Source organism: Sphingobacterium thalpophilum (assembly GCF_038396785.1).
GTDB classification, from domain to species: domain Bacteria; phylum Bacteroidota; class Bacteroidia; order Sphingobacteriales; family Sphingobacteriaceae; genus Sphingobacterium; species Sphingobacterium thalpophilum_A.
In genome coordinates, this window is record NZ_CP151087.1 from 494,336 (window position 1) to 518,394 (window position 24,059).

The 24,059-nt window shown below is 39.8% G+C and carries 28 protein-coding genes and 1 tRNA gene; 18 read left to right on the forward strand and 11 right to left on the reverse strand.

The window, feature by feature from the left end; all coding sequences use genetic code 11:
* Positions 1-18 precede the first annotated feature (18 nt).
* From AACH28_RS02300 to AACH28_RS02310, 3 genes are all read right to left on the reverse strand, one after another.
* Complete coding sequence (locus AACH28_RS02300) at positions 19-675, reverse strand: MgtC/SapB family protein (protein WP_112374139.1); 657 nt, start codon at positions 673-675, stop codon at positions 19-21.
* A 63-nt stretch (positions 676-738) separates the two neighbouring features.
* The gene (locus tag AACH28_RS02305; RefSeq protein ID WP_341832122.1) at positions 739-3,108 is read right to left on the reverse strand and encodes an endonuclease MutS2; all 2,370 of its coding nucleotides are present in this window, start codon (positions 3,106-3,108) and stop codon (positions 739-741) included.
* A 21-nt stretch (positions 3,109-3,129) separates the two neighbouring features.
* Positions 3,130-3,900: a DUF4296 domain-containing protein gene (locus tag AACH28_RS02310; protein ID WP_070564184.1), complete on the reverse strand. Its 771-nt coding sequence runs from the start codon at positions 3,898-3,900 to the stop codon at positions 3,130-3,132.
* Positions 3,901-3,973: 73 nt separating this feature from the next.
* Between AACH28_RS02310 and AACH28_RS02315 the strand changes: the two genes are divergently transcribed.
* From AACH28_RS02315 to AACH28_RS02360, 10 genes are all read left to right on the forward strand, one after another.
* Positions 3,974-4,666, forward strand: a complete 693-nt coding sequence (locus tag AACH28_RS02315; protein ID WP_070564188.1) for a YggS family pyridoxal phosphate-dependent enzyme — start codon at positions 3,974-3,976, stop codon at positions 4,664-4,666.
* On the forward strand, positions 4,659-5,111 hold the full coding sequence (locus tag AACH28_RS02320; RefSeq protein WP_046673395.1) for a GNAT family N-acetyltransferase: 453 nt from the start codon (positions 4,659-4,661) through the stop codon (positions 5,109-5,111). The genes AACH28_RS02315 and AACH28_RS02320 overlap by 8 nt, the downstream gene beginning before the upstream one ends.
* Before the next feature lie 21 nt (positions 5,112-5,132).
* On the forward strand, positions 5,133-5,924 hold the full coding sequence (locus AACH28_RS02325) for a DUF3298 and DUF4163 domain-containing protein (RefSeq protein WP_070564193.1): 792 nt from the start codon (positions 5,133-5,135) through the stop codon (positions 5,922-5,924).
* Positions 5,925-5,947: 23 nt separating this feature from the next.
* Positions 5,948-7,210: an aspartate kinase gene (locus AACH28_RS02330; protein ID WP_070564195.1), complete on the forward strand. Its 1,263-nt coding sequence runs from the start codon at positions 5,948-5,950 to the stop codon at positions 7,208-7,210.
* The gene (locus AACH28_RS02335; protein ID WP_286751874.1) at positions 7,211-8,398 is read left to right on the forward strand and encodes a THUMP-like domain-containing protein; all 1,188 of its coding nucleotides are present in this window, start codon (positions 7,211-7,213) and stop codon (positions 8,396-8,398) included.
* 46 nt (positions 8,399-8,444) lie between these two features.
* Positions 8,445-9,434, forward strand: a complete 990-nt coding sequence (locus AACH28_RS02340; RefSeq protein ID WP_286751873.1) for an LLM class flavin-dependent oxidoreductase — start codon at positions 8,445-8,447, stop codon at positions 9,432-9,434.
* Between the two features lie 58 nt (positions 9,435-9,492).
* Positions 9,493-10,305: a hypothetical protein gene (locus AACH28_RS02345; RefSeq protein ID WP_341832123.1), complete on the forward strand. Its 813-nt coding sequence runs from the start codon at positions 9,493-9,495 to the stop codon at positions 10,303-10,305.
* Positions 10,306-10,315: 10 nt separating this feature from the next.
* Positions 10,316-10,972 carry a DUF1345 domain-containing protein gene (locus tag AACH28_RS02350; RefSeq protein WP_341832124.1) on the forward strand — a complete coding sequence of 219 codons (657 nt, stop codon included), beginning with the start codon at positions 10,316-10,318 and terminating at the stop codon, positions 10,970-10,972.
* Between the two features lie 43 nt (positions 10,973-11,015).
* Positions 11,016-11,399, forward strand: a complete 384-nt coding sequence (locus AACH28_RS02355; RefSeq protein WP_286751870.1) for a hypothetical protein — start codon at positions 11,016-11,018, stop codon at positions 11,397-11,399.
* 91 nt (positions 11,400-11,490) lie between these two features.
* On the forward strand, positions 11,491-11,910 hold the full coding sequence (locus tag AACH28_RS02360) for a c-type cytochrome (RefSeq protein WP_341832125.1): 420 nt from the start codon (positions 11,491-11,493) through the stop codon (positions 11,908-11,910).
* 175 nt (positions 11,911-12,085) lie between these two features.
* Here AACH28_RS02360 and AACH28_RS02365 read toward each other — a convergent pair whose 3' ends face one another.
* Positions 12,086-13,069: a transposase gene (locus tag AACH28_RS02365; RefSeq protein ID WP_236586037.1), complete on the reverse strand. Its 984-nt coding sequence runs from the start codon at positions 13,067-13,069 to the stop codon at positions 12,086-12,088.
* A 100-nt stretch (positions 13,070-13,169) separates the two neighbouring features.
* Positions 13,170-13,415: a hypothetical protein gene (locus AACH28_RS02370; RefSeq protein WP_341832126.1), complete on the reverse strand. Its 246-nt coding sequence runs from the start codon at positions 13,413-13,415 to the stop codon at positions 13,170-13,172.
* A 143-nt stretch (positions 13,416-13,558) separates the two neighbouring features.
* On the opposite strand from AACH28_RS02370, the gene AACH28_RS02375 reads away from it, so the two are divergent.
* A complete protein-coding gene (locus AACH28_RS02375; RefSeq protein WP_341832127.1) occupies positions 13,559-13,924 on the forward strand; it encodes a hypothetical protein in 366 nt (121 codons plus the stop codon).
* 115 nt (positions 13,925-14,039) lie between these two features.
* Positions 14,040-14,888: a transposase gene (locus AACH28_RS02380; RefSeq protein WP_341832128.1), complete on the forward strand. Its 849-nt coding sequence runs from the start codon at positions 14,040-14,042 to the stop codon at positions 14,886-14,888.
* Here AACH28_RS02380 and AACH28_RS02385 read toward each other — a convergent pair.
* Both AACH28_RS02385 and AACH28_RS02390 read right to left on the reverse strand, forming a co-directional pair.
* Entirely contained in the window at positions 14,863-15,687 is an 825-nt protein-coding gene (locus AACH28_RS02385) for a transposase (RefSeq protein ID WP_341832129.1), read from the reverse strand. The genes AACH28_RS02380 and AACH28_RS02385 overlap by 26 nt on opposite strands.
* Before the next feature lie 115 nt (positions 15,688-15,802).
* Positions 15,803-16,168, reverse strand: coding sequence for a transposase (locus AACH28_RS02390; RefSeq protein WP_149525777.1), 366 nt, complete (start codon positions 16,166-16,168; stop codon positions 15,803-15,805).
* Between the two features lie 248 nt (positions 16,169-16,416).
* On the opposite strand from AACH28_RS02390, the gene AACH28_RS02395 reads away from it, so the two are divergent.
* The 4 genes from AACH28_RS02395 to AACH28_RS02410 all read left to right on the forward strand — a co-directional run bounded on the left by AACH28_RS02395 (position 16,417) and on the right by AACH28_RS02410 (position 19,167).
* On the forward strand, positions 16,417-16,770 hold the full coding sequence (locus AACH28_RS02395) for a transposase (RefSeq protein ID WP_286767917.1): 354 nt from the start codon (positions 16,417-16,419) through the stop codon (positions 16,768-16,770).
* A complete protein-coding gene (locus AACH28_RS02400) occupies positions 16,763-17,746 on the forward strand; it encodes a transposase (RefSeq protein ID WP_286767918.1) in 984 nt (327 codons plus the stop codon). The genes AACH28_RS02395 and AACH28_RS02400 overlap by 8 nt, the downstream gene beginning before the upstream one ends.
* Before the next feature lie 91 nt (positions 17,747-17,837).
* The gene (locus AACH28_RS02405; RefSeq protein WP_286767917.1) at positions 17,838-18,191 is read left to right on the forward strand and encodes a transposase; all 354 of its coding nucleotides are present in this window, start codon (positions 17,838-17,840) and stop codon (positions 18,189-18,191) included.
* The gene (locus AACH28_RS02410) at positions 18,184-19,167 is read left to right on the forward strand and encodes a transposase (protein ID WP_286767918.1); all 984 of its coding nucleotides are present in this window, start codon (positions 18,184-18,186) and stop codon (positions 19,165-19,167) included. Before AACH28_RS02405 ends, AACH28_RS02410 begins: the two co-directional genes overlap by 8 nt.
* A 104-nt stretch (positions 19,168-19,271) precedes the next feature.
* On the opposite strand, the gene AACH28_RS02415 is transcribed toward AACH28_RS02410, so the two are convergent.
* Positions 19,272-19,351, reverse strand: a tRNA-Leu gene (locus AACH28_RS02415).
* A 182-nt stretch (positions 19,352-19,533) separates the two neighbouring features.
* On the opposite strand from AACH28_RS02415, the gene AACH28_RS02420 reads away from it, so the two are divergent.
* The gene (locus AACH28_RS02420) at positions 19,534-20,487 is read left to right on the forward strand and encodes an aldo/keto reductase (RefSeq protein WP_341832130.1); all 954 of its coding nucleotides are present in this window, start codon (positions 19,534-19,536) and stop codon (positions 20,485-20,487) included.
* Positions 20,488-20,680: 193 nt separating this feature from the next.
* Here AACH28_RS02420 and coaD read toward each other — a convergent pair whose 3' ends face one another.
* From coaD to AACH28_RS02435, 3 genes are read right to left on the reverse strand one after another with little or no spacing between them, the layout of a single operon-like run.
* Entirely contained in the window at positions 20,681-21,157 is a 477-nt protein-coding gene (gene coaD, locus AACH28_RS02425; protein ID WP_341832131.1) for a pantetheine-phosphate adenylyltransferase, read from the reverse strand.
* Position 21,158: 1 nt separating this feature from the next.
* On the reverse strand, positions 21,159-21,698 hold the full coding sequence (gene rsmD, locus AACH28_RS02430) for a 16S rRNA (guanine(966)-N(2))-methyltransferase RsmD (protein WP_112374789.1): 540 nt from the start codon (positions 21,696-21,698) through the stop codon (positions 21,159-21,161).
* A complete protein-coding gene (locus tag AACH28_RS02435) occupies positions 21,689-22,486 on the reverse strand; it encodes a DUF3822 family protein (RefSeq protein ID WP_341832132.1) in 798 nt (265 codons plus the stop codon). Before AACH28_RS02435 ends, rsmD begins: the two co-directional genes overlap by 10 nt.
* An 85-nt stretch (positions 22,487-22,571) precedes the next feature.
* Between AACH28_RS02435 and AACH28_RS02440 the strand changes: the two genes are divergently transcribed.
* Entirely contained in the window at positions 22,572-23,996 is a 1,425-nt protein-coding gene (locus AACH28_RS02440; RefSeq protein WP_341832133.1) for an AAA family ATPase, read from the forward strand.
* Positions 23,997-24,059: the final 63 nt, after the last annotated feature.

The following is a 24,059-nucleotide window of genomic DNA, read 5'->3' on the forward strand; positions in this document are numbered from 1 at the left end:
GGTTAGTTATAGATGTGTTTATTTGTTATAATAAAACTCATCTATAACTAATGAACCTGCCAATTGTTGGTTAAAACGATCTAAATCGGTCATTTTCCCAGAAATATCATACATTACTTCTAACTTACCACTAATCTTTTCAATAACACGCCTGGTAGCTTTAATCTTAAAATCCAATGCCAATTGTTCAAACTCATGTAAGTGATAAAACTCATTGGAACTAAACTTTACGTGTAGAGAACGGACTAGGTAGTAACGAGCCAAAAGAATTTCGATCCGCTGAAAAAGCGCGAGTATTACCACCATAAAAACAGCAAAGGAAATCGCATAAACCAGTTGCCCCAATCCGGCAAACATGCCAATACCAGCTGTCGCCCAAATAACGGCCGCTGTTGTGAGACCACTAACCGATAGTTTGCCTTTAAAGATCACACCAGCACCAATAAAGCCTATACCAGTCACAATATTTGCAGCAACGCGATCAGTACTATTGCCAATAAACAAACAGGAAACAATAGTAAACATCGCCGAACCGAAACAAATAAGCACTACCGTCCGAAATCCAGCAGATTTATTCCTATACTCACGTTCAAAACCAATTAAACTCCCACACAGAATTGAAGTGAGAGCGTTTAACAAAGGCTCACTAGTCAAAAAGTTAATGATATTCTCCATACCGAACTTTACAGAAAGATGAAACACGGAGCTTCGAACATGCTCAGCTCCATGAAATTAAGACTATAGATAAGCGTAAGTTATACCATCGCCCCCACGATCTTGATGTTCGTCCTCAAAACGGCTTACATGACTATATTTACGAAGGTAATCGCGAATAAATTTGCGCAAAATACCATCACCTTTACCATGAATAATTTTTAAGGACGGATAACCTATCATGACGGCCCGATCCAAAACACGTTCTAATTCATGCAGTGCGTCTTCTGTGCGCATTCCTCTTAAATCAAGTTCTGGCTTGAAATCAGCTACACTGCCAGAAGATAATGATCTTGATAGACTTTTTGCAGACTTCTTCCCTTCCCGCCCTTCGAGTTTAATCACATTCTTTCGCTTTTGAACAGTGCGAAGTTCCCCCATGGCAAGAATAAGGTTGTTCTTTGCAATTTCGACAATCTGCGCTTCAGCACCATTATCTATAATCTGTACCCAATCCCCAATATTTAATATGGTAGATTCAGGCGTTTTTTCTTTGACGATTTGCTTCGCCGGTTTTTGCTCTTTGGGAAGAACAGCTTGAAGTGCCTGATCCAAATTGCTGCGCAACTCACGAGTTTTCTCTTTATCCGCTTTTGCAGATTTGATCTGCGCTACCGTATTTTCGATTAACTTATTCGAACTTTTGATAATCTGTTGCGCTTCCTCTTTCGCCTTTTTCAAAATTACGCGCTTATTTTCTTCCAAATAACTTTGTAATTCCAAATACTCCGATTTAATCAACTCCAGTTCCTTCTCGCGCTTATTAATAGCAACCTTTGTATCAAATACCTCTTTCTTTTCTCGCTCAAGATCGATCAATAATGTATCTACCTTCTTCTGTTGAACACCAATTTTACTTTTAGCAGATTCCAAAATATCCTTACCTAATCCTATTTTCTGCGCGATTTCGAAAGCATAAGAGCTTCCTGGCTTACCAATTTGTAGGATATACATCGGTTTCATCTCGCGATTATCAAATAACATTGAAGCATTTTCCAGACCTGTCGTATTGTTGGCAAAAACTTTGAGATTTGAATAGTGGGTGGTCACAACTCCCCTGATTTGTTTTTTGTTAAGGGATTCCAATACAGCCTCAGCAATAGGTCCGCCAAACAAAGGGTCGGTACCGGTTCCAAACTCATCGATCAGTACCAAAGTACGTCCATTTGCAAATTCCGTAAAATATTTCATTTTGGACAGATGAGCACTGTATGTACTCAAATCACTTTCAATGGATTGATCATCGCCTATATCTGCAAATATCTGCTTAAAAACACCGACTTTACTTGTCGGTTCCGCTGGTATTAATAAGCCCGATTGCACCATGATTTGCAAAAGACCAACCGTTTTCATACATACCGATTTTCCGCCGGCATTAGGACCCGATACAACAATAATACGTTGAATATGATCAATTTGAATGTTTAAAGGAACAACAGTATGATGCTGATTCAGCAATAGAAGCGGATGTCGACCATTGACCAAATTAATTTCAGCCTCCTTCGATAATTCAGGCATTTCTGCCTCAATATCCAAGGCAAAAAGTGCTTTCGCTCGCACAAAATCTACTTTGGTTAATAGGCTGTGATAGGAAAGCAAGAGCGGAATATGTGGCCGGACCTTGTCCGTTAGTTCGACTAAAATACGGATGACCTCACGCCTACGTTCAAACTCCAGGTCCCTAATTTTATTATTTAACTGAAATACTTCTTCAGGCTCTATATAAGCAGTTTGCCCCGTAGCGGACTCATCATGAATCAAACCTTTGAGCTTTCTTTTATTTTCCGAAAGAATAGGAATACAGAGCCTTCCATCCCGTATCGTCAGATTCCCATCCGCTGTCCATCCGCTGTCCTGTGCGCTCTTAAAGATACTATTGATACGTTTTAGGGCCTCCTGTTCCGCCCGTTGAATTTGTTGGGTTATTTCCAACAGTAATCGGGAAGCATTATTTTTAAGCTTTCCACGCTCGTCAATGACCATTTCGATATCGCGAATAATCCCCTTCTCGATCGGTAAATGCTCAAACAATACCTCTAAATATGGATAGAGACCTTCCCGTTCATTAAAATAACGGATAATAGCGTAAACAGTCTTGAGGGATAGTAATACCCGAAAAAATTCATCCTCGAATAAGAACGCGCCCTCTACTCGAGCTTTCTCGATAATGGATCTAAGCGGAAAGAAATTTTCAACAGGAAATGCGCCATCATTCATCAGAAGATCCTTAAACTCGCTGGTCTGTCTTAGAAATCGGTCGATTTGGTCAAACCGGGTCTGAGGTTGAATTTTTTCAACTAGCTCACGCCCAGGCTCGCTTAGGCATTTTTGTTTTATTTTATCTTTTATCTCGGAAAACCCGAGTTTATCAATTGCATTTATTGGATATACCATAGAAATTATATTCTTTGATGGTTAAAGTTCCGTCGGCGGCTTGATGTGACGCGGCGGCGTGAGAATTGGTCTTTTTTCCAATTCATTTGTTGGTAATTGTGGCTCCACATGGTTTTGTACCACAAGAGTATCCTTGACTGAAGTACCAGGTGTTTTCAGTTGGGAAACCGTATCTTTCTGTGGAGAAGGCGATTCAATTGGTAAATTTGAATTACCGACCGACAATTGGTTCATGAGATAGCCGTTCATGTTTATACCAGTCTTTGTTTGAAAGTTCGTATTAAACAAGGAAGAAGCTTCTCTAAAGTTGAATTTCGTCTTATTTGGCAAATAATGTATAAGTGCTGCAATTCGTTCCTGATAAGACTGTTGTGCACGCATAACGCGATTGGTGCTATCTTGAATACGCATATTCTGGATTGAATCGCGCGTTCGAATTGAATCTTGCTTTTTCCGTTCTATATCGGCGTAAACCTTATTTTCCTTCGTTAAATTATCCTCCACTTTTTTATAAATCGCAGACATCACTTCAGCATCCTTACCATAATAGTCTAAGTTCTTTCGAAAAGAAACCGAATCCAATCCATATTTATCAAAGGTCACTTGATACAAAGGCAACATTACTTTACGTGCGCTGTCAATGGGCAAAATATTAAGATAGGAGTCTGTCAGTTGAATTTCGGTCAATGCATCCACAAACTTACTTTGAGGGATAATATCTTTCCCCCCAGTTCCGATACAAGAACCAAATAAAAAAATCACTGCAAGTAGATTCAGTATTAATCGTAGCATTTCGTAGTTTTGTACAAATTTACAAAAAGCACCGACATTTGGCGCTTTTTACATCATCAAAACTATATCGGAAATGAGTATTGCTCGTAATTTAGAAGCGTTAAGATTGGAAACCGAGGCTGTTGGGGTACAACTTGTAGCAGTTTCAAAAACAAAATCCAATTCGGACATTATGGAAGCCTATGAGGCAGGACAGCGTATATTTGGTGAAAATCATGTTCAAGAATTAGTTGAAAAAGCAGCACTTTTACCTAAAGATATTCAGTGGCATATGATTGGTCACCTTCAAACTAATAAGGTTAAATATATTGCACCATTCATCAGCTTAATTGCGTCAGTTGATTCATTAAAATTATTAAAAGAGATTAACAAACATGCGCAGAAAGCGCAACGTACAATCGACTGTTTGTTACAAGTATATATTGCAGAAGAAGAAACAAAATTCGGTTTCGACCATGCTGAACTAATCGAACTTCTTCGCGACGACGAGTTTCTTGAATTAAAAAATATTCGGATCTGTGGCTTAATGGGCATCGCATCCAATACAGATAATGAAAAAGTCATTAAAGCCGAATTTTATGAGTTAAAAATGTTATTCGATGGAATTAAGGTAAGTTTCTACCGGAAGGAAGAGTATTTTAATATCCTATCCATGGGAATGTCTTCAGACTATAAGTTAGCGATTGAAGAAGGTTCGACAATGGTGCGGATTGGAAGCACAATATTTGGCAAAAGAGTAATCAAACACTTCAAAAACAATGATTAAAACAACGATACGAGAGGCAATTGAAAGTGATTGCACCCAAATGCTCGAGCTAATTAAAGAATTGGCTATTTTTGAAAAAGCACCGGACGAGGTCACCGTGTCGCTTGAAGAATTTAAAGATGCAGGATTTGGAAAGAATCCCGTTTGGGGTGCATTTGTTGCCGAAGTGGATGGCGAAATTGTCGGAATTTCATTATATTATGTCCGATATTCAACCTGGAAAGGTAGAAGACTCTATTTGGAAGATTTGATTGTTACCGAAAGAATGCGAGGTTTAGGGATAGGCAAGCTGCTTTTTGATAAAACTTTAGCTTACGGCAAACAGTGTGGATTTCATGGCATGGTGTGGCAGGTCCTCGATTGGAATGAGCCAGCTATAAAGTTTTATGAAAAATATAAAGCAAACTTCGATGCCGAATGGATTAATGTGTCAATCACGTATTAAATAACGAGAATCATCAATTCAATGCGATTTTACTTTTTTTTAATAGTATTATTTATTAGCTGCGTTCTGTCCGCTTGCAGTGACCACAAAAAGGCCGCTATAGCGAAACAGCCCACAGACACACTTTCCTATAGTCAAAAAATCATCGATGAGCATAGTAATTATTTTCTAAAAGAAGATGATCGCTTGGACACAACTTATTTTCGCGCAAAATACCCGATTTTCCAAGAAAATAAAATCAATACCCTCATATCAAGTATTGTTCATCTTGAAGGCGACACAAGCATGGCAGATGCAGCACATCGCTTTATAAATTCATACAACGAATATGTGGAAGACAATAATGGCAAATCTACATCAACCTGGAGTCGGGATCTACAGATTGATGTGATCGTCAATACGCCTGTTTTCTTGGGTGTAAGAACCAAACAAGAGGAATATACTGGTGGAGCGCATGGGGACCATTTCACGCTGTACTCCAATTTTGATCGTCAATCTAACAGTGCAATTACAATCAATGATATCATTCAGGAAGAGAACAAAAATAAATTCGTTCAAATCGCCGAGCAATACTTCCGTAAGCAAGAAGGATTAAATGCTGATGATTCCCTAAATGGAAAGTACTTTTTTGAAGACGGTAAATTTTCTTTGGCCGATAACTTCACTTTTGAAAAAAACGACATCCTGTTTTACTACAACGTATACGAAATCAAATCTTATGCTGAAGGAAATACTGAATTACGTATTCCCTATACAACATTTAAACATCTGATTTCAGAAAAAGGATTACACTATATTAATAGTATCAACTAGCAATCAACTAAACTAATAAATAAATGCAGGTTTTTAAATTTGGGGGTGCATCAGTAAAAGATGCTGAAAGTGTCAGAAATTCGGCGCGGATTATTTCTAAATACAAAGGCGACGCCTTGTTAGTCGTCATATCCGCCATGGGAAAGACAACAAACCTTCTAGAGAAATTGACCAAAGAATATTTTAACAACACGGGGAACCAATTTCAGACACTTGAAGAGGCGAAAGCATTTCACTTTCAAATCCTTCAAGAATTATTCCCTGAAGCTGAACATCCTATATTTGATGAGATTTCCAACTGCTTTGTGGAGATCGAGTGGATTTTAGAGGAAGAACCTCAAGATTCATATGATTATCTTTTCGATCAAATTGTTTCGATGGGTGAACTTATCTCCACCAAGATTGTTGCAGCCTACGTTGCATTCATTGGTGAAAAGGTAAAATGGCTAGATGCACGAGATTATATATTTACGGACAACACCTATCGCGAAGCTGTCGTAGACTGGAACAAAACGGAAGAAAAAATCCGTGCCGAACTGCCAGCCATCCTAGACGAGTATATTGTAATTACGCAGGGATTTTTAGGTTCTACCTCTGAAAATTTCACAACCACTTTAGGCCGTGAAGGTTCCGATTACTCTGCGGCAATTTTTGCTTCTTGTCTAAATGCCGAAAATGTAACTATATGGAAAGACGTTCCAGGTGTACTTAATGCGGATCCGAAGTGGTTTGAGAAAACCGAGTTGATTCCTGAGCTATCTTATACCGATGCTATAGAGCTTACCTATTATGGGGCTACGGTTATTCACCCGAAAACAATCAAGCCGCTTCAGAATAAAAAGATCGCATTAAATGTGCGATCCTTTGTGGACCCTGACTCACCTGGAACAATGATAAAGAGTACAAACCAAACTTTACCTGTGCCCTCCTTCATCTTTAAGGTGAACCAGATTTTTATTTCCATCTCCCCGAGGGATTTCTCATTTATCGTTGAAGACAATCTGAGAGACATCTTCAACCTATTTCATGAACATCGTATTAAAATTAATATGATGCATAATACGGCGATCAACTTTACGGTTTCCGTCGATGATACTGGAAAAAATCTAGTCGACTTAATTAACGAACTGGAGCAAAAATTCAAAGTCAGGTATGAATCTGGGCTAGAACTCATTACAATCCGTTATTATAATCAAGAAACCATTGATCGCGTTTTGGTTGATAAAGAAGTTATTAGCGAACTAAAGGATACCTATACTTGCCAACTTCTCGTTAAGAAAATATAAATGAACACATTAATCCTTCAAGAGGAGGCTCAACAGTTTTTAGAACGAAACAAACTGGAGTCTCCGACTAAAATCGCTTTAAAAAAATCTCCTTTTGAAGGAATATCATCTTCCGAGCTCGCGGCACAACTCGATGGTAGACAACGGGCGAGCGGCAAAATTCCACTATGGGCCGAAACAGCAGGGATTTACTTCCCCACCAAACTCAATCTCGAACAATGTTCTTCCGAGAAAACCGGATTATTTAAAAGTTCACTCATCGAAAACAACAGCCATTTAATTGATGCTACCAGTGGCTTCGGTGTTGATAGCTTTTACTTCTCTAAACGGGCAAAGCAAGTAACATCCTGCGAACTCAATCCCGAACTCGCTGCAATCACCCAACATAATGCAAAGATATTGAAAGCAGAAAATCTTCAGATCATTGCGGCAAATGGAGTTGAATATATACTAAACGATCCAAAGAGAAGATTTGATTATATCTATTTGGATCCTTCAAGAAGAGTTCAAAACAAAAAAGTGTTTCTACTTGATGAATGTGAACCTAATTTGGTTGCCTTGCAAGATGAATTTTTCAAACATACCAACAAAATAATAAGTAAGCTAGCTCCACTATTGGATATTTCTGCAGCAATACACATGCTGCAACATGTTAAGGACGTTTATGTCGTCTCTTTGCAAAATGACTGCAAAGAACTTATCTTCGTGCAGGAGAAAGGATACGAAGCTGAACCTTGCATCCACGCGGTCAGGTTATATCAAGAACAACAGCAGATTATATCTTTCACTTACGAAAATGAACGTGCAATTTCAAATGACTACAGTAGGCCGCTATCCTATTTATACGAACCGGATGTAGCTCTCTCCAAAGCCGGAGCATTTAAGACTATTGCCGAAGTATTCAACGTAAAAAAACTCCATAAAAATACCCATCTCTACACCTCCGATCAAAAGATCGAAAATTTTCCCGGTAAAACATTCATCATCAAACAGGTGGAATCATTTACAGATTTTAAGAAAAATAAAAGAGCATTGAATTCCGATATCATCGCCAAAAATTTTCCCTTGAAGACCGAAGAGATCAAAAAGAAATTTAAAATCAAAGACGCTAGTGATTCGTTCACATTTTTCACGACAACCGTGAATGATCAATTTAGTGTCATACATACACAACGCATTTTAGAATAGACATTTTCATTACAATTGTCGAATAACTTCTCCGTAATTTTAATGCATGGATAAAATAGCGTTATCAGCATTGGACTTGGCTCCGATCAAAAAAGGAGAAAATACAGCAAGCGCGTTGGCTCGCACCGTAAAAATAGCCCAACATGTAGAAAAATTAGATTTTGAAAGGATATGGGTTGCCGAACATCATAATATGGAATATATTGCCAGTTCAGCAACCTCACTCCTCATACAACATATCGCATCAAACACCAGTTCTATACGCGTGGGTTCTGGTGGGATCATGTTACCAAATCACGCTCCTTTAGTCATTGCAGAGCAATTTGGAACATTAGAAACCTTGTTTCCCGGGCGTATTGACCTCGGTTTGGGACGTGCACCGGGCACTGATCAATTGACCGCAATGGCTTTGCGCAGAAACAACTTGAATACAGCCTTTCAGTTTCCACAAGAGGTAAAAGACTTACAGCGCTACTTCAGTGGAGACAACTACGACGCAAAAGTACGTGCGTTTCCAGGAGAAGGATTGGACATCCCACTCTATATCCTCGGGTCAAGTACCGATAGTGCCTATTTAGCTGCTAGCTTAGGTCTTCCATATGCTTTTGCAACGCATTTTGCTCCGGCACAGTTTGCCTCAGCAAGCATGATCTATCATCAAAATTTTGTTCCTTCTAATACCTTAGAAAAACCATATTTCATCTCTTGTGTCAATGTTATCGCTGCCGATAGTACGGAAGAAGCCAATTTCTTAGCAACAAGCTTCTATAATCTATTCGCTGGTATTGTGACAAATACCAGAAGACCACTTTCAGAACCTACTCAAGAGGTAATCTACAAAGGCATTCCCGCGATAGAGCAAGCTGTGCAAAGTATGGCTTCCTGTGCATTTATTGGCGATGGCCCTAAAATCCTTCCCGAAATAGAAAAATTCGTAAACGATCACAAAGTGGACGAGATCATGGCGACTTCCTATATCTTTGATGATGAAAAGTGTCTCCATTCATTATCATTGTTGAAAGAAATTCTTACTTAAGAATCCAAACTACTTTATATACGGTGAATTTTATATATTTAAGCAAAATTCACCGCATATGAATGTTTTTTTTTCCTTCAGCCTGATATTGGGTTTGCTCTCCCTGCAGGCATGTTCAAACCAGACAACAAAACAACAGCAAGATCGACCTGATGCAAAAATAGTATCAGACAGTTTAGCGGTATCGACTGTGGATGACACAACATCCTCTATTTACCAAAAAGCAGACCCTGCTAAAGGTCAGATTTTCCTTGTTCGTAGTTACCGTATCTGGGAGAAGGAAGATCCAACGGCTGTCTTAAATAAAGAATGGTATGATCTTTACAAAGAAAGTGGACAATATTACTTGGCAAAGGCGGATTATGTGATTAAAGATGGTTTTGACGAGTGTGCTCCGGTACCGTCTAAGAGTGTCGAATCACGCAGAAATTCATTGTTATTCTTGAAGTTAAGCGGACTTAAGCCTGGTCTCATTGAACATGTCAAAATAAATCAAGCCGAAATCTGGCCAAAAGAATCTGTCCAGTATACTTTTAAAAACCAAAAAGTTGCCCTCAAAGCAATGGGTGATATTAGATCGACTGAAGTGCAAACCGACGAAAACGGTCACGAGAAAGTATTTCATGAGGTTGCCAATTATAAACTCAACTATAGCGCAACCAATGGAGGTAAAGAAAAGACACTTTTCCAGGTAGATCAATATGACCATGTATTTATGAGGACATTATTTGTTGGAGATATTGACCGGGATGGCGCGCTGGATTTTATTTTTTCCAATCCAAGGAATTATGAGGAAGAGGCACTATTACTGCTGCTTTCCAATCATGGCAATCCATTGATTTTTGATGCAGAAGAACAGTTTGATTGTTAATAGAACTGAAATGGGAAAAATAAACTATTACCTACATCGAATGCAATCCATTCATAGGGCAATGATTTCGGTCTGTATTTTTTTATTGATCTACTTCATCTCTCCCATTAAAACCATCCCCTTGCTCAATTTAATGTTGTGCTGGTTTGGTTTTTGTCTTGCCTACGTTTCTATATCTTGGTATACATTCTACACCACACCTATTTCTACCATTGCGCGCAAAGCACAGCAAGAAGATGGTAGCCGTCTCTTTGTATCCCTTTTTATTATTTTAGTGACCATAGGCTGTTTTATTTCAGTATTAATGATTATCATATCAAGTAAGGATAAACAGCTGAATGATGCTTACATTATCATTATTTGTATGCTGGCTATGTTGGCTTCATGGATATTGGTTCACACCATATACACCTTTCATTATGCGCGATTATACTACGAACATCACGCAAATGGAGCTGGACTGGAGTTTCCAGGAGATGACAATCCAGATTATTTAGATTTTGCTTATTTTTCATTTGTGATGGGCTGTACCTTTCAAGTATCTGATGTGGAAATATCGTCAAAAAAAATAAGAAAAGTAGCATTATTTCATGGCCTCCTCTCCTTTGCTTTAAATACGTTTGTCGTTGCATTGACCATTAACATCATTTCTGGATTGATCAATTGAGATTTTGGCCAAAAAAGCTTATTTTAGCACAAAAATTACACACATGAAGTTGTTTAAGCCTTTAGTCTCGCCCGTTTTATTCGTTATCTTATTTATCTCGTGTAAAAAAAATGAAAATACAGGTGGTGCTGCGGACGCTTCCGGCAGCTTTATCGGTCGTGTTAAATACCAAGGCAATTCCATTGAAGTGGACCGGGATAATCGCCTGATACGGGTGCTTCGTGATGGTACCGATACTTATAAAATTGAGTTTTTCACAGGCATCCCAAATATTACAGGCGTTCGATTTGATAAAACCAATGATAGCACTTGGACTTCTACTGATACAACACTCTTAAAAGACGTGAAGATCGAAGGAAAGTTGCTGAAAATTAATTATCAATCCAATAGCCAATCTTGGGTTGTGGATAATGCAGTACGTAAATAATAATCAATCTAAATTGTCATATTAACTTCATTTTCTGTTTGAAAATTATCTCTTTCTCCCTATATTTAGGTAAGCATAAAGGAAAAGAGAAATGAAAAAAATAAATAAATTAGGTGCAATTGTATCTGTGTTTGCTATTGCCATTGCTTTGAGTGCATTTAGCTTCCAACAGGAAAAACCTAAAGAAGAACCAAAACCGACTAATCTCAAAGTTCTTCCCAAAAATATCTCCCACGATGAATTAATTTCCACTATGAAGGAATTTAATGTCGCATTGGGTGTAAAATGTGGTTTCTGTCATGCACCGTCGAAGGAAGATCCCAAAAAAATGGATTTTGCGAGTGATGATAACCACAAAAAAGAGATTGGACGAGCGATGATTAAGATGACCCAAAAGATAAACAAAAAGTATTTTAATCGAAGCTGGGATAGCTCGCCTGCCAAAGCTATTTCCTGTAAAACCTGTCATGGCGGAAAAGAAGAACCAGAAATGGTCTTAGCAAAAAACTAATCAAACCACATATTCATGTAACACCATAATACGCTGTATTGTGGTGTTTTTTATTTCTATTACATTTTAATGGAAAAAAGTTTTAGAACCAGAAGAATAAGACCATTCATTTTGGAAATGAATAAGGAACCGCGCGAAACTACGGATCATACCGAAAGTTTGGGGGGTAAAGTTTTTAAGCATACAGTTTCATTACTCTATATAAGAAGAATGTGGTGTCTCTTACGCCACGAAAGACACTCCTGAAAGCTTTGAGCTTTGCATTGAAAGATTCTGCTGAAGCATTGGTGCTTCTGTTGTCGAAGTAGTGTAGGATATATTGATGATGTGCCGCAATGGATCTTGCTACGCTCTCAAAAGAGGCGATGCCCGCATTCTCAACCTGATTATGCCACAGTCCCAGCTTGGTAAATGCTATCTTTTTGTCTCTGCATTTATTGAATATGTCACCCAGGGCAATTCCAAGGTCATAAGCGAGCTTTAGTTTGGGAAACCGTATGAACAACTGTTCAGCTCGGTGTTTCTGGTTTTCGGACCATCGGCCTGGATGCTTGAACAAGAGGTGTCTGGATCTAGCCAGTAGCTGTTTGAGCGTGTCTCCATTAGGTAACAACTCGGGTTCATATGGGATTCCTCGCTTTCGAGATTCCATTATCTTCTTGCTTTCCGCATCCAATACTTCCCAACGATACCTGATACGGAGTTCCTGCACTGCATCGTAAGCTAACTTTTGGACATGGAACCGATCGACCACACGCCTGGCATTCCTGAAACATCTACGGATTGCCTTAGCCATGTTCGGTGCCATATCCATGGTCACCTCCTTTACCTTATTCCTTGAACGTAAAGGTATTCGCTCAAGAACAGTCATGATATCCTCAGCCTTTGTGCCCCTGATAGTTGCCAAAATCGTCCCTTTACGCCCTTTTGCCGATTTACTGCTAACAATGGTATATAATTCACCGTTGCTAAAACTGGTCTCATCGATGCTCAAGCGTTCGGAGATATTCCCGGGAAAAAGAGTCCATCGCTCTGCATGTGGCTTTTGGCCCCAATCATGGAAGTCACTGAGATGGTTCTTGTATTGATCCTGAAGTTGCTTGCCGTCCATCTGGAAGAATAATCCTACCAATTGGGCACTTACAGGATAGTTATCCAAATATCTTCTTTAAAAAAAGCCCGAATTCAGTTGTCATTCGGGTACCTTCACGGACCAGGTTCCAATCTCTTGTGATAATCTGTCCCGTATCTAAGACTGTTCAGCGACGACGGCGGATATGTAATGTAACTTTCTGACCTCTAATGGGAAAGTCGGAAATCTCTGTAGAAGGCATAAAGCCCTTTGACTCCAGCTTGCTGTTCTCATAGCCTGTTGGAGAAATATTAAGCTCGTCTAAATAAATGTGGAGTTGATTGTCAACCTGATCGACTTCTAAAATCTGAAAGTATTCTAAAAGCCCTTCGGGCATCAATAGCGATAGTAATTTACGTTCGGCGTCTTGCAAGGGATATCTGTATTAAAGATGCTAAACTAGGAAATTTTTGATATTCCCCCAAGAAGTCTGCTTGGTCCGAAACTAGGATCATGTACAAAAGTTGTGGAGGGGATAAAAAATAATTAGATATTTGTGCTTTGATATTTATACAGATGCACGAATCTTTCAACGCGTTAATGCCCTTAATTATTCCCGAAAGAGTTTCCGATTATTTTGAGATGACCCACTATTCCAAAGAAGAAAAAAGACTGGATATCTTTCTGGAGGAACTCAATAATACACCTGAAGAATATCAAGGCCAGAAGTTGATTTCCAAGGGGTTTTTCGAACCCGTTACCCTTCAAGATTTTCCTATCCGTGGCATGCAGGTCTATCTTCATGTCAAGCGCCGCAGGTGGCTCAACCAGGATACCGATAAAGTAGTCTACAGAAATTGGGAACTAGTAGCCAAAGGGACGCGCATCACACAGGATTTCGCAGCTTTTTTAAAAGGTATCAGCGGACAACCAGGCTCATAGCATTCAGACCATCAGTTCATTCTATGGGATATCAGCCAGTAAACTAAGGAGATACTACCGCAATAAACTGAGCGGTTTCCAGGATTGGGAGCATCGCGAAAATGCGCGAGATGGATTGACCTTCCCACAGAATGTCAGCGGCCATCTTTCTATTGACGAGACCTGCCTATCCCATGGCGAGCTCTATACCGTTGTCACCAATAAAGAAGCACGGGGCAAAAAAGGGACCATTGTAGCCATACTGAACGGGACAAAATCAGAGAACATTATCCCGATCCTTCAAAAGATCCCACAGAGATTACGAAATAAAGTTCAAGAGATAACGCTTGATTTAGCCGGTAATATGGGATTGATAGCCAAAAGATGCTTTCCCAATGCTGTTCAGGTAATAGACCGTTTCCATGTTCAGCAACTTGCTAACGAAGCGCTTCAGGAAATAAGGATAAAGCACCGCTGGCAGGCCCTTGACGATGAAAATCAGGCAATTGACCAAGCACGAAAGAATAAGGAAACCTATTTTCCGGAAGTCCTATCCAACAGTGAAACCATCAAACAGTTACTTGCAAGAAGCCGATACCTGCTTTATAAAAGTGAACATAAATGGACTTACGAGCAAAGAGAAAGGGCTGCTGTACTCTTTGAGCGATATCCCGATATTGAAAAGGCGTACAGGCTATCCCAAGAACTCTCTTGGATATTCAACACCACCATAGATAAGATCTACGCCTTTACAAGGTTGGCAAAATGGGCGGATAAAGTGGAACAGGCCGGCTTCAAGTCATTCAACACCGTCTCCAGAACCATAAATATCCATCACAAAAAAATATTGAACTACTTCGACAACAAGAGTACAAATGCTTCAGCAGAATCTTTCAATGCAAAGATAAAAGCTTTCAGAAGTCAGTTTAGAGGTGTAGGTGACATCAATTTCTTCCTGTTCAGATTGACCAAATTATTTGCGTAGTCCACAGGTTTTGAAACTGATCCGCTTTTATCTTTGCATTGAAAGATTCTGCTGAAGCATTTGTACTCTTGTTGTCGAAGTAGTTCAATATTTTTTTGTGATGGATATTTATGGTTCTGGAGACGGTGTTGAATGACTTGAAGCCGGCCTGTTCCACTTTATCCGCCCATTTTGCCAACCTTGTAAAGGCGTAGATCTTATCTATGGTGGTGTTGAATATCCAAGAGAGTTCTTGGGATAGCCTGTACGCCTTTTCAATATCGGGATATCGCTCAAAGAGTACAGCAGCCCTTTCTCTTTGCTCGTAAGTCCATTTATGTTCACTTTTATAAAGCAGGTATCGGCTTCTTGCAAGTAACTGTTTGATGGTTTCACTGTTGGATAGGACTTCCGGAAAATAGGTTTCCTTATTCTTTCGTGCTTGGTCAATTGCCTGATTTTCATCGTCAATGGCCTGCCAGCGGTGCTTTATCCTTATTTCCTGAAGCGCTTCGTTAGCAAGTTGCTGAACATGGAAACGGTCTATTACCTGAACAGCATTGGGAAAGCATCTTTTGGCTATCAATCCCATATTACCGGCTAAATCAAGCGTTATCTCTTGAACTTTATTTCGTAATCTCTGTGGGATCTTTTGAAGGATCGGGATAATGTTCTCTGATTTTGTCCCGTTCAGTATGGCTACAATGGTCCCTTTTTTGCCCCGTGCTTCTTTATTGGTGACAACGGTATAGAGCTCGCCATGGGATAGGCAGGTCTCGTCAATAGAAAGATGGCCGCTGACATTCTGTGGGAAGGTCAATCCATCTCGCGCATTTTCGCGATGCTCCCAATCCTGGAAACCGCTCAGTTTATTGCGGTAGTATCTCCTTAGTTTACTGGCTGATATCCCATAGAATGAACTGATGGTCTGAATGCTATGAGCCTGGTTGTCCGCTGATACCTTTTAAAAAAGCTGCGAAATCCTGTGTGATGCGCGTCCCTTTGGCTACTAGTTCCCAATTTCTGTAGACTACTTTATCGGTATCCTGGTTGAGCCACCTGCGGCGCTTGACATGAAGATAGACCTGCATGCCACGGATAGGAAAATCTTGAAGGGTAACGGGTTCGAAAAACCCCTTGGAAATCAACTTCTGGCCTTGATATTCTTCAGGTGTATTATTGAGTTCCTCCAGAAAGATATCCAGTCTTTTTTCTTCTTTGGAATAGTGGGTCATCTCAAAATAATCGGAAACTCCTTCGGGAATAATTAAGGGCATTAACGCGTTAAAAGATTCGTGCATCTGTATAAATATCAAAGCACAAATATCTAATTATTTTTTATCCCCTCCACAACTTTTGTACATGATCCATAAAAGCTTTCAGAAGTCAGTTTAGAGGTGTAGGTGACATCAATTTCTTCCTGTTCAGATTGACCAAATTATTTGCGTAGTCCACAGGTTTTGAAACTGATCCGAAACTAGGATCAAGCTGAATTCTTGGGGGGAATGTCAAAAATTTCTTAGTTTAGCATCCTTAATACAGATATCCCTTGCAAGAAGCCGAACGTAAATTACTGTCCCTATTGATGCCCGAAGGGCTATTGGAATACTTTCAGATTTTAGAAGTCGATCAGGTTGACAATCAGCTCCACATTTATTTAGATGAGCTTAATATTGCTCCGACAGGCTATCAGAACAGCAAGTTGGAGTCAAAGGGCTTCATGCCTTCCACTGAGATTTCAGACTTTCCCATTCGAGGCCAGAAAGTTACGCTACATATCCGCCGTCGTCGCTGGACGGTCCTGGATACCGGAGAGATCATCACAAGAGATTGGAATCTGGTGCGTGAGGGTGCTCGAATGACTACGGAATTCGGGCTTTTTTTAAAGAAGATATTTGGATAATCATCCTGTAAGCGCCCAATTGGTAGGTCTGTTCTTCCAAATGGACGGTAAGCAACTACAGGATCAATACAAGAACCATCTCAGTGACTTCCAGGACTGGGACCAAAAGCCACACGCAGAGCAATGGACCCTTTTTCCTGATAACATATCGGAACACCTGAGCATCGATGAGACCAGCTTTAGCAACGGTGAACTTTACACGATCGTAAGCAGTAAATCAGCAAAGGGCAGGAAGGGAACCATATTGGCTACCATAAGAGGGACAAAGGCGGAAGATATTATTGCTGTATTAGAGCGCATTCCACTTAAACTAAGGAACAAAGTTAGGGAAGTAACGATGGATATGGCCCCCAATATGGCAAAGGCTATCCGTAGGTGTTTCAGAAATGCCAGAAGGGTTATCGATCGGTTTCATGTACAAAAACTTGCTTATGATGCTGTTCAGGAACTCCGTATCAAATACCGATGGGAAGTCTTAGATGCAGAAAGCAAAAAAATAATGGAATCGCGAAAACGGGGTATCCCATATGACCCCGAGTTGTTGCCTAATGGTGATACGCTCAAACAGCTATTAGCTAGGTCGAGACACCTCCTGTTCAAGCATCCAAGTCGATGGTCGGAAAGCCAAAAACGCCGTGCAGAACTGCTGTTCATCAGGTTTCCCAAGCTAAAACAGGCTTATGATCTTGGAGTTGCCTTAGGTGACATCTTCAATAAATGCAGGGATAAAAAAGTTGCTTTCACAAAGTTAGGACTGTGGCACAACCAGGTTGAGAACGCGGGTATTGCTTCATTCGAGAGTGTCGCAAGATCCATTGCAGCACATCATCAATACATTCTCCACTACTTCGACAATAGAAGCACCAATGCATCCGCAGAGTCCTTCAATGCAAAACTCAAAGCTTTCAGGAGCGTCTTCCGTGGAGTAAGGGATACAACATTCTTCCTGTACAGAGTGATGAAATTGTATGCTTAAAAATGATTACCCCCCAAACTTTCGGTATGATCCAATTCTTGGGGGGAATGTCAAAAATTTCTTAGTTTAGCATCCTTAATACAGATATCCCTTGCAAGAAGCCGAACGTAAATTACTGTCCCTATTGATGCCCGAAGGGCTATTGGAATACTTTCAGATTTTAGAAGTCGATCAGGTTGACAATCAGCTCCACATTTATTTAGATGAGCTTAATATTGCTCCGACAGGCTATCAGAACAGCAAGTTGGAGTCAAAGGGCTTCATGCCTTCCACTGAGATTTCAGACTTTCCCATTCGAGGCCAGAAAGTTACGCTACATATCCGCCGTCGTCGCTGGACGGTCCTGGATACCGGAGAGATCATCACAAGAGATTGGAATCTGGTGCGTGAGGGTGCTCGAATGACTACGGAATTCGGGCTTTTTTTAAAGAAGATATTTGGATAATCATCCTGTAAGCGCCCAATTGGTAGGTCTGTTCTTCCAAATGGACGGTAAGCAACTACAGGATCAATACAAGAACCATCTCAGTGACTTCCAGGACTGGGACCAAAAGCCACACGCAGAGCAATGGACCCTTTTTCCTGATAACATATCGGAACACCTGAGCATCGATGAGACCAGCTTTAGCAACGGTGAACTTTACACGATCGTAAGCAGTAAATCAGCAAAGGGCAGGAAGGGAACCATATTGGCTACCATAAGAGGGACAAAGGCGGAAGATATTATTGCTGTATTAGAGCGCATTCCACTTAAACTAAGGAACAAAGTTAGGGAAGTAACGATGGATATGGCCCCCAATATGGCAAAGGCTATCCGTAGGTGTTTCAGAAATGCCAGAAGGGTTATCGATCGGTTTCATGTACAAAAACTTGCTTATGATGCTGTTCAGGAACTCCGTATCAAATACCGATGGGAAGTCTTAGATGCAGAAAGCAAAAAAATAATGGAATCGCGAAAACGGGGTATCCCATATGACCCCGAGTTGTTGCCTAATGGTGATACGCTCAAACAGCTATTAGCTAGGTCGAGACACCTCCTGTTCAAGCATCCAAGTCGATGGTCGGAAAGCCAAAAACGCCGTGCAGAACTGCTGTTCATCAGGTTTCCCAAGCTAAAACAGGCTTATGATCTTGGAGTTGCCTTAGGTGACATCTTCAATAAATGCAGGGATAAAAAAGTTGCTTTCACAAAGTTAGGACTGTGGCACAACCAGGTTGAGAACGCGGGTATTGCTTCATTCGAGAGTGTCGCAAGATCCATTGCAGCACATCATCAATACATTCTCCACTACTTCGACAATAGAAGCACCAATGCATCCGCAGAGTCCTTCAATGCAAAACTCAAAGCTTTCAGGAGCGTCTTCCGTGGAGTAAGGGATACAACATTCTTCCTGTACAGAGTGATGAAATTGTATGCTTAAAAATGATTACCCCCCAAACTTTCGGTATGATCCCGAAACTACGCTAAGCTAAGTATAAAAAATAGTCAGTAAATAAAAAAAGCTTCTCGATTGAGAAGCTTTAGTACCCGGAGCCGGAGTCGAACCGGCACGGTTTCCCACTGGTGTTTGAGACCAGCGCGTCTACCAATTCCGCCATCCGGGCATATCCGTTTGGGATGATGCAAAAGTAAGTAAAGTTTTAATTATTCCAAATCACTATACTGATCATTTTTAAAACTCATTGAAAATGAATGAGAAAATTTTAAAAAAACTTTTCATTGCCCTATAGAACGATTGAAAACGACCTTTTTTACGTATTTTTAATCAGAAAACAATCAAATGATCATGGAAAAAGTAAAACTCGGAAACAGTGAAATTGAATTCAAACCTCTTGTTTTCGGTGGAAATGTATTTGGCTGGACCGTCGATGAGAAACAGTCTTTCTCCCTGTTAGATGCTTTTATCGATATGGGATTCAGTCTTATTGATACATCCAACAACTATTCACATTGGGTGCCGGGACACAGTGGGTCAGAATCAGAAACAATCATTGGCAAATGGATCAGCAAAAGAGATATTCGCGATAAAATTCAGATTGCAACAAAAGTCGGCGGACGTCGAATAGACAATAGTAAACCTAATCTTAAAAAAGAGTATATTATTAAATCTGTGGAAGATTCACTCCTGCGATTGAATGTAGACACAATCGATCTTTATCAATCTCATCACGATGATCTGACAACTGGAATCGATGAAACACTGGAGGCTTATCATCAACTGATACAGAATGGAAAAATAAAATGGATCGGTGCTTCCAACCTAAGTCCAGAACGGATTTCAGAATCCCTTCGTATAGCCGAAGACCACAATTTACCGTATTATATCGCTATCCAGCCCGAATATAACCTTTACGACCGGATGAAATACGAAGAGCAGTATGAACAATTGGCCCTCGATAATCATCTTGGCGTCATCAGCTATTATTCACTTGCCAGTGGTTTTCTGTCGGGTAAATACCGCTTTATTGATGACATCAAAGGTGCCAAGCGTTATGACGCACTAAAAGACAAGTTTAACACCCGCGGCCTGCGCATTTTAGATGTTTTGGCTGAGATAGCACATACACAACAAGCTAGCATGTCAGCTATAGCATTAGCCTGGAGTTTACACAGGACTTCAGTTACAGCGCCTATAGTGAGTGCAACTAGTATCCAGCAGCTCGAAGAACTTAGCAGAGCTATAGAAATCAAGCTGACACCGGAAGAGTATTACCTCTTAAACCAAGCAAGCGATTACTAGACCAAAAGCACAAAAAAAACAATCTAGTATATTGAAAATAAGAACATTAAAAATATACTAATCAAGTTACCAAATAATATTTGGCTATACGGTATAGGAGAAAGTGAGCTGTTCTAAAATAAAGAAAACAGATGATTTAGATAACGAATATAAACACCTGTTTTTCAACAACTTTTTCCCAGCCCGAGGCAACTTATCTTATTTTTTCATTCAGCAAGGATAAAATGGAAACAGGCACCATCGCACTGATATCTCCTCCATTAAACCACACGTCTCTAACAATGGATGAAGAAATATGTGCCTTTCCAGATCTACTCATTAAAAAATAACTTTCAACATCATTATTGAGCAACACATTATTTTGAGCAACAGCATTTTCAAATTCAAAATCATTGGTATTTCGGAGCCCACGCAATATAAAACGTGCTTTAACTTGCTTACAGAAATCTACTGTAAGACCTTTATATTTATGCACCTCAACCCTACTCACATCGTTAAAAACACGGCTAATTGAATCTACCCGTTCGTCGTGATCTAACATTCCTTTTTTATTGGCGTTATAGCCCACTGCAATAATAATTTTATCAAATAGCGGCATTGCTCTCTCAACAAGATCTTGATGAGCTAATGTAAAGGGGTCAAAAGAGCCCGGAAAAACAGCAATTTTCATATTAGATAGTCTTAGCGTAAAAAGAAAATGATGAATACCCGTATTTTCTAGTTTCTATAAAATTTGGATGATCTTCCATTTGTCTTGTTGACGGATGCTCAACAACAAGGAGCCCATGTTCATGCAGCAATTCCTGTTCAAAAATTAATTTTGGCAATTGTGGCAATTTAGGAATATCATAAGGTGGGTCTGCAAAAATAAAATCATAGGTATTCTTACAGCTGGCAATAAACTTAAATACATCGGCTTTCCTTGCTTTAATTTGCTCCAGTTTCATCTTCCCGGCTGTTTCATTGATATATTGCACGCATTTGAAATGAAGATCTATTGCATCTACTGATTCCACATCCCGCGATGCGAGCTCAAAACTAATATTTCCTGTTCCTGCAAAAAGATCCAGACACTTTAAACTATCAAAATCCAGTCGGTTCTGTAAAATATTAAACAGCGCTTCCTTAGCGATATCCGTGGTTGGCCTCACAGGTAAATTGGTTGGTGGGTTCAGCCTTAAACCACCTAAACGACCTCCGATTATTCGCATAGTATAGAATCAAACAATACATTATACGGGGCCAAATTTGACTCGATCTCGCTATCCGCCAATACGACTTTTGTCTTCAAATCCAATATTTCGATATCACCCGCATAAGTAGAGATACGTTTATAATAGGATTCATTTGGAATTTCTCCTGAAAGGAGCACTTTATTGATGGAGTCCCCTAGATTGAATTGTGTTAAAATATTAAGGACATAGTAGCTGATATCATCAAGATTATGAATTTCAAAACTATTATAAAGCTGAAAAACCCCGTTTTTAAACAGATAAAAATCAACTGTATTTTCAGCTACAAAATGAAGCCCCAGCACACTCCCTCTAATAGATACACGCTCCTGGGCACGATCAAGCACAACCGCAAATTCGGGAAGTATAACAGCATCAGGAAACAACCGCTTCCACCTATTTAATAAAAGCCCATCAAACTGGTATACAGCAACTAAATTAAGATTATCTAAAGAATAGCTAAATGTATTTTCAAGATCAGTTGTACCTAAAAACTGTAGGTAATCGCTGATATTTTCGCTCAGAAAAAATTCTTTTGGAATAAACGTAAAAGTTTGATGTGGTATCACAACGCGGACAAATCGAAACGGAAGGCTCATAATCCGTGTGGCATCAAAAATTGGCTCCTCAGACGGATACTCGATCAAAATCGGTGCGATCGACTTTTTATCAACCACCGCCAAGACATCCTTCTGAAAGCCAGCCTTGACCAAAAGATTGTACTCCGGTAAATAATGAATATTAAATTGTTTTGAAATATAATTCATTCGCTGAATTGTAAAAATTAAAACTTCTTAGAGCAAAAATAGCTTTTTCTAGAGGATAAGACAAACCTTTTAAATAACTTTGAGGGTGTTCATCAAAAATCTGTTAATACAGCAATTCCCATGGCAAGCCACCGAACAGCAGTTGGAGGCTTTCGAATTATTGCAAGAATTTCTTCTCGCTTTTGACAAGCAATCCTGCTTTGTACTTAAAGGATACGCTGGTACGGGAAAAACAACATTAATTTCGGCGCTGGTTAAAGTGCTGCCTGCATTACGGAAAAAGGCTATTCTGCTGGCACCAACAGGCAGGGCGGCAAAAGTGATCACCTATTATTCTGGTCGCAAAGCACTGACAATACACAAAAAAATATACCGAAAAAAATCTGCTGTATCATTTCAGCTGGATTTCACCTTGGCGGAGAACCTGCACGAAGACACTTTATTTATCATCGATGAAGCTTCAATGATATCCAACGCACCTGTGAATGCATTTTCGGCAAGCCTGTTGGACGACTTGATCCGTTATGTACAATCGGGGAAGAACTGTACCCTATTATTTGTTGGAGATACGGCTCAATTACCTCCTGTAGGACTCCTAGATAGTCCTGCCTTAAACCCAAGCTATCTCGAAAGTGAATTTCATCTTTGCGTTTATCCTTTTGAGCTAACCACGGTTGTCCGCCAATCCAAAGACTCCGGTATATTGTACAATGCAACCAAAATACGCGAAGAGATAACCTCGGCAGAAGAAGATCAAGACGACTTCCCTTTTCCAAAATTCATAACAAAAGGATTTAAAGATCTTTACAGAATGACAGGTGAACGGTTAATCGAAGGTATAAACTATGCATATGACAAATATGGACTCGAAAATACAATGATTATCTGCCGTTCAAATCGATCTGCAAATTTATACAACCAAAATATAAGGAACCGAATTTTGTTCCGGGACGAGGAACTGACGGGCGGAGATTATATTATGGTTGTAAAAAACAACTACTTCTGGTTACAGGAAAACAACATGGGCGATGGATTTATTGCAAATGGCGATATGGCCAAAGTACGAAAAGTAAGTAACATCCACGATCAGCATGGATTTCGATTTGCAGATGTCACATTTGAATTTGTAGACATTGACGAAATAGAACCCATCACCTGCCGCGTTATCTTAGATAGCCTCTATACAGACGGCCCCAATCTGCCCTATGAAAGCCAAAAAGCTCTCTACGAAGAGATTGCCTTGGATTATGCCGATATCATGGATAAGAAGGACAGGCTCGAAGCAATCAAAAAAGACCCTTATTATAATGCGCTTCAGATTAAATTTGCATTTGCAATTACCTGCCATAAAGCACAAGGCGGTCAATGGCCAATCGTGTTTGTTGACCAGGGCTATATAAACGATGATATGTTGGATCTTGAATTTTTAAGATGGTTATACACTGGGGTTACCCGAGCAACAAAGGAACTTTTTCTGGTCAATTTCAATGAAAACTTCTATCCATCATAGGATTATTACACGAATCATTCGCAAAAGAACCTAATAATAGATATTTTTACGTTCAGAACCATT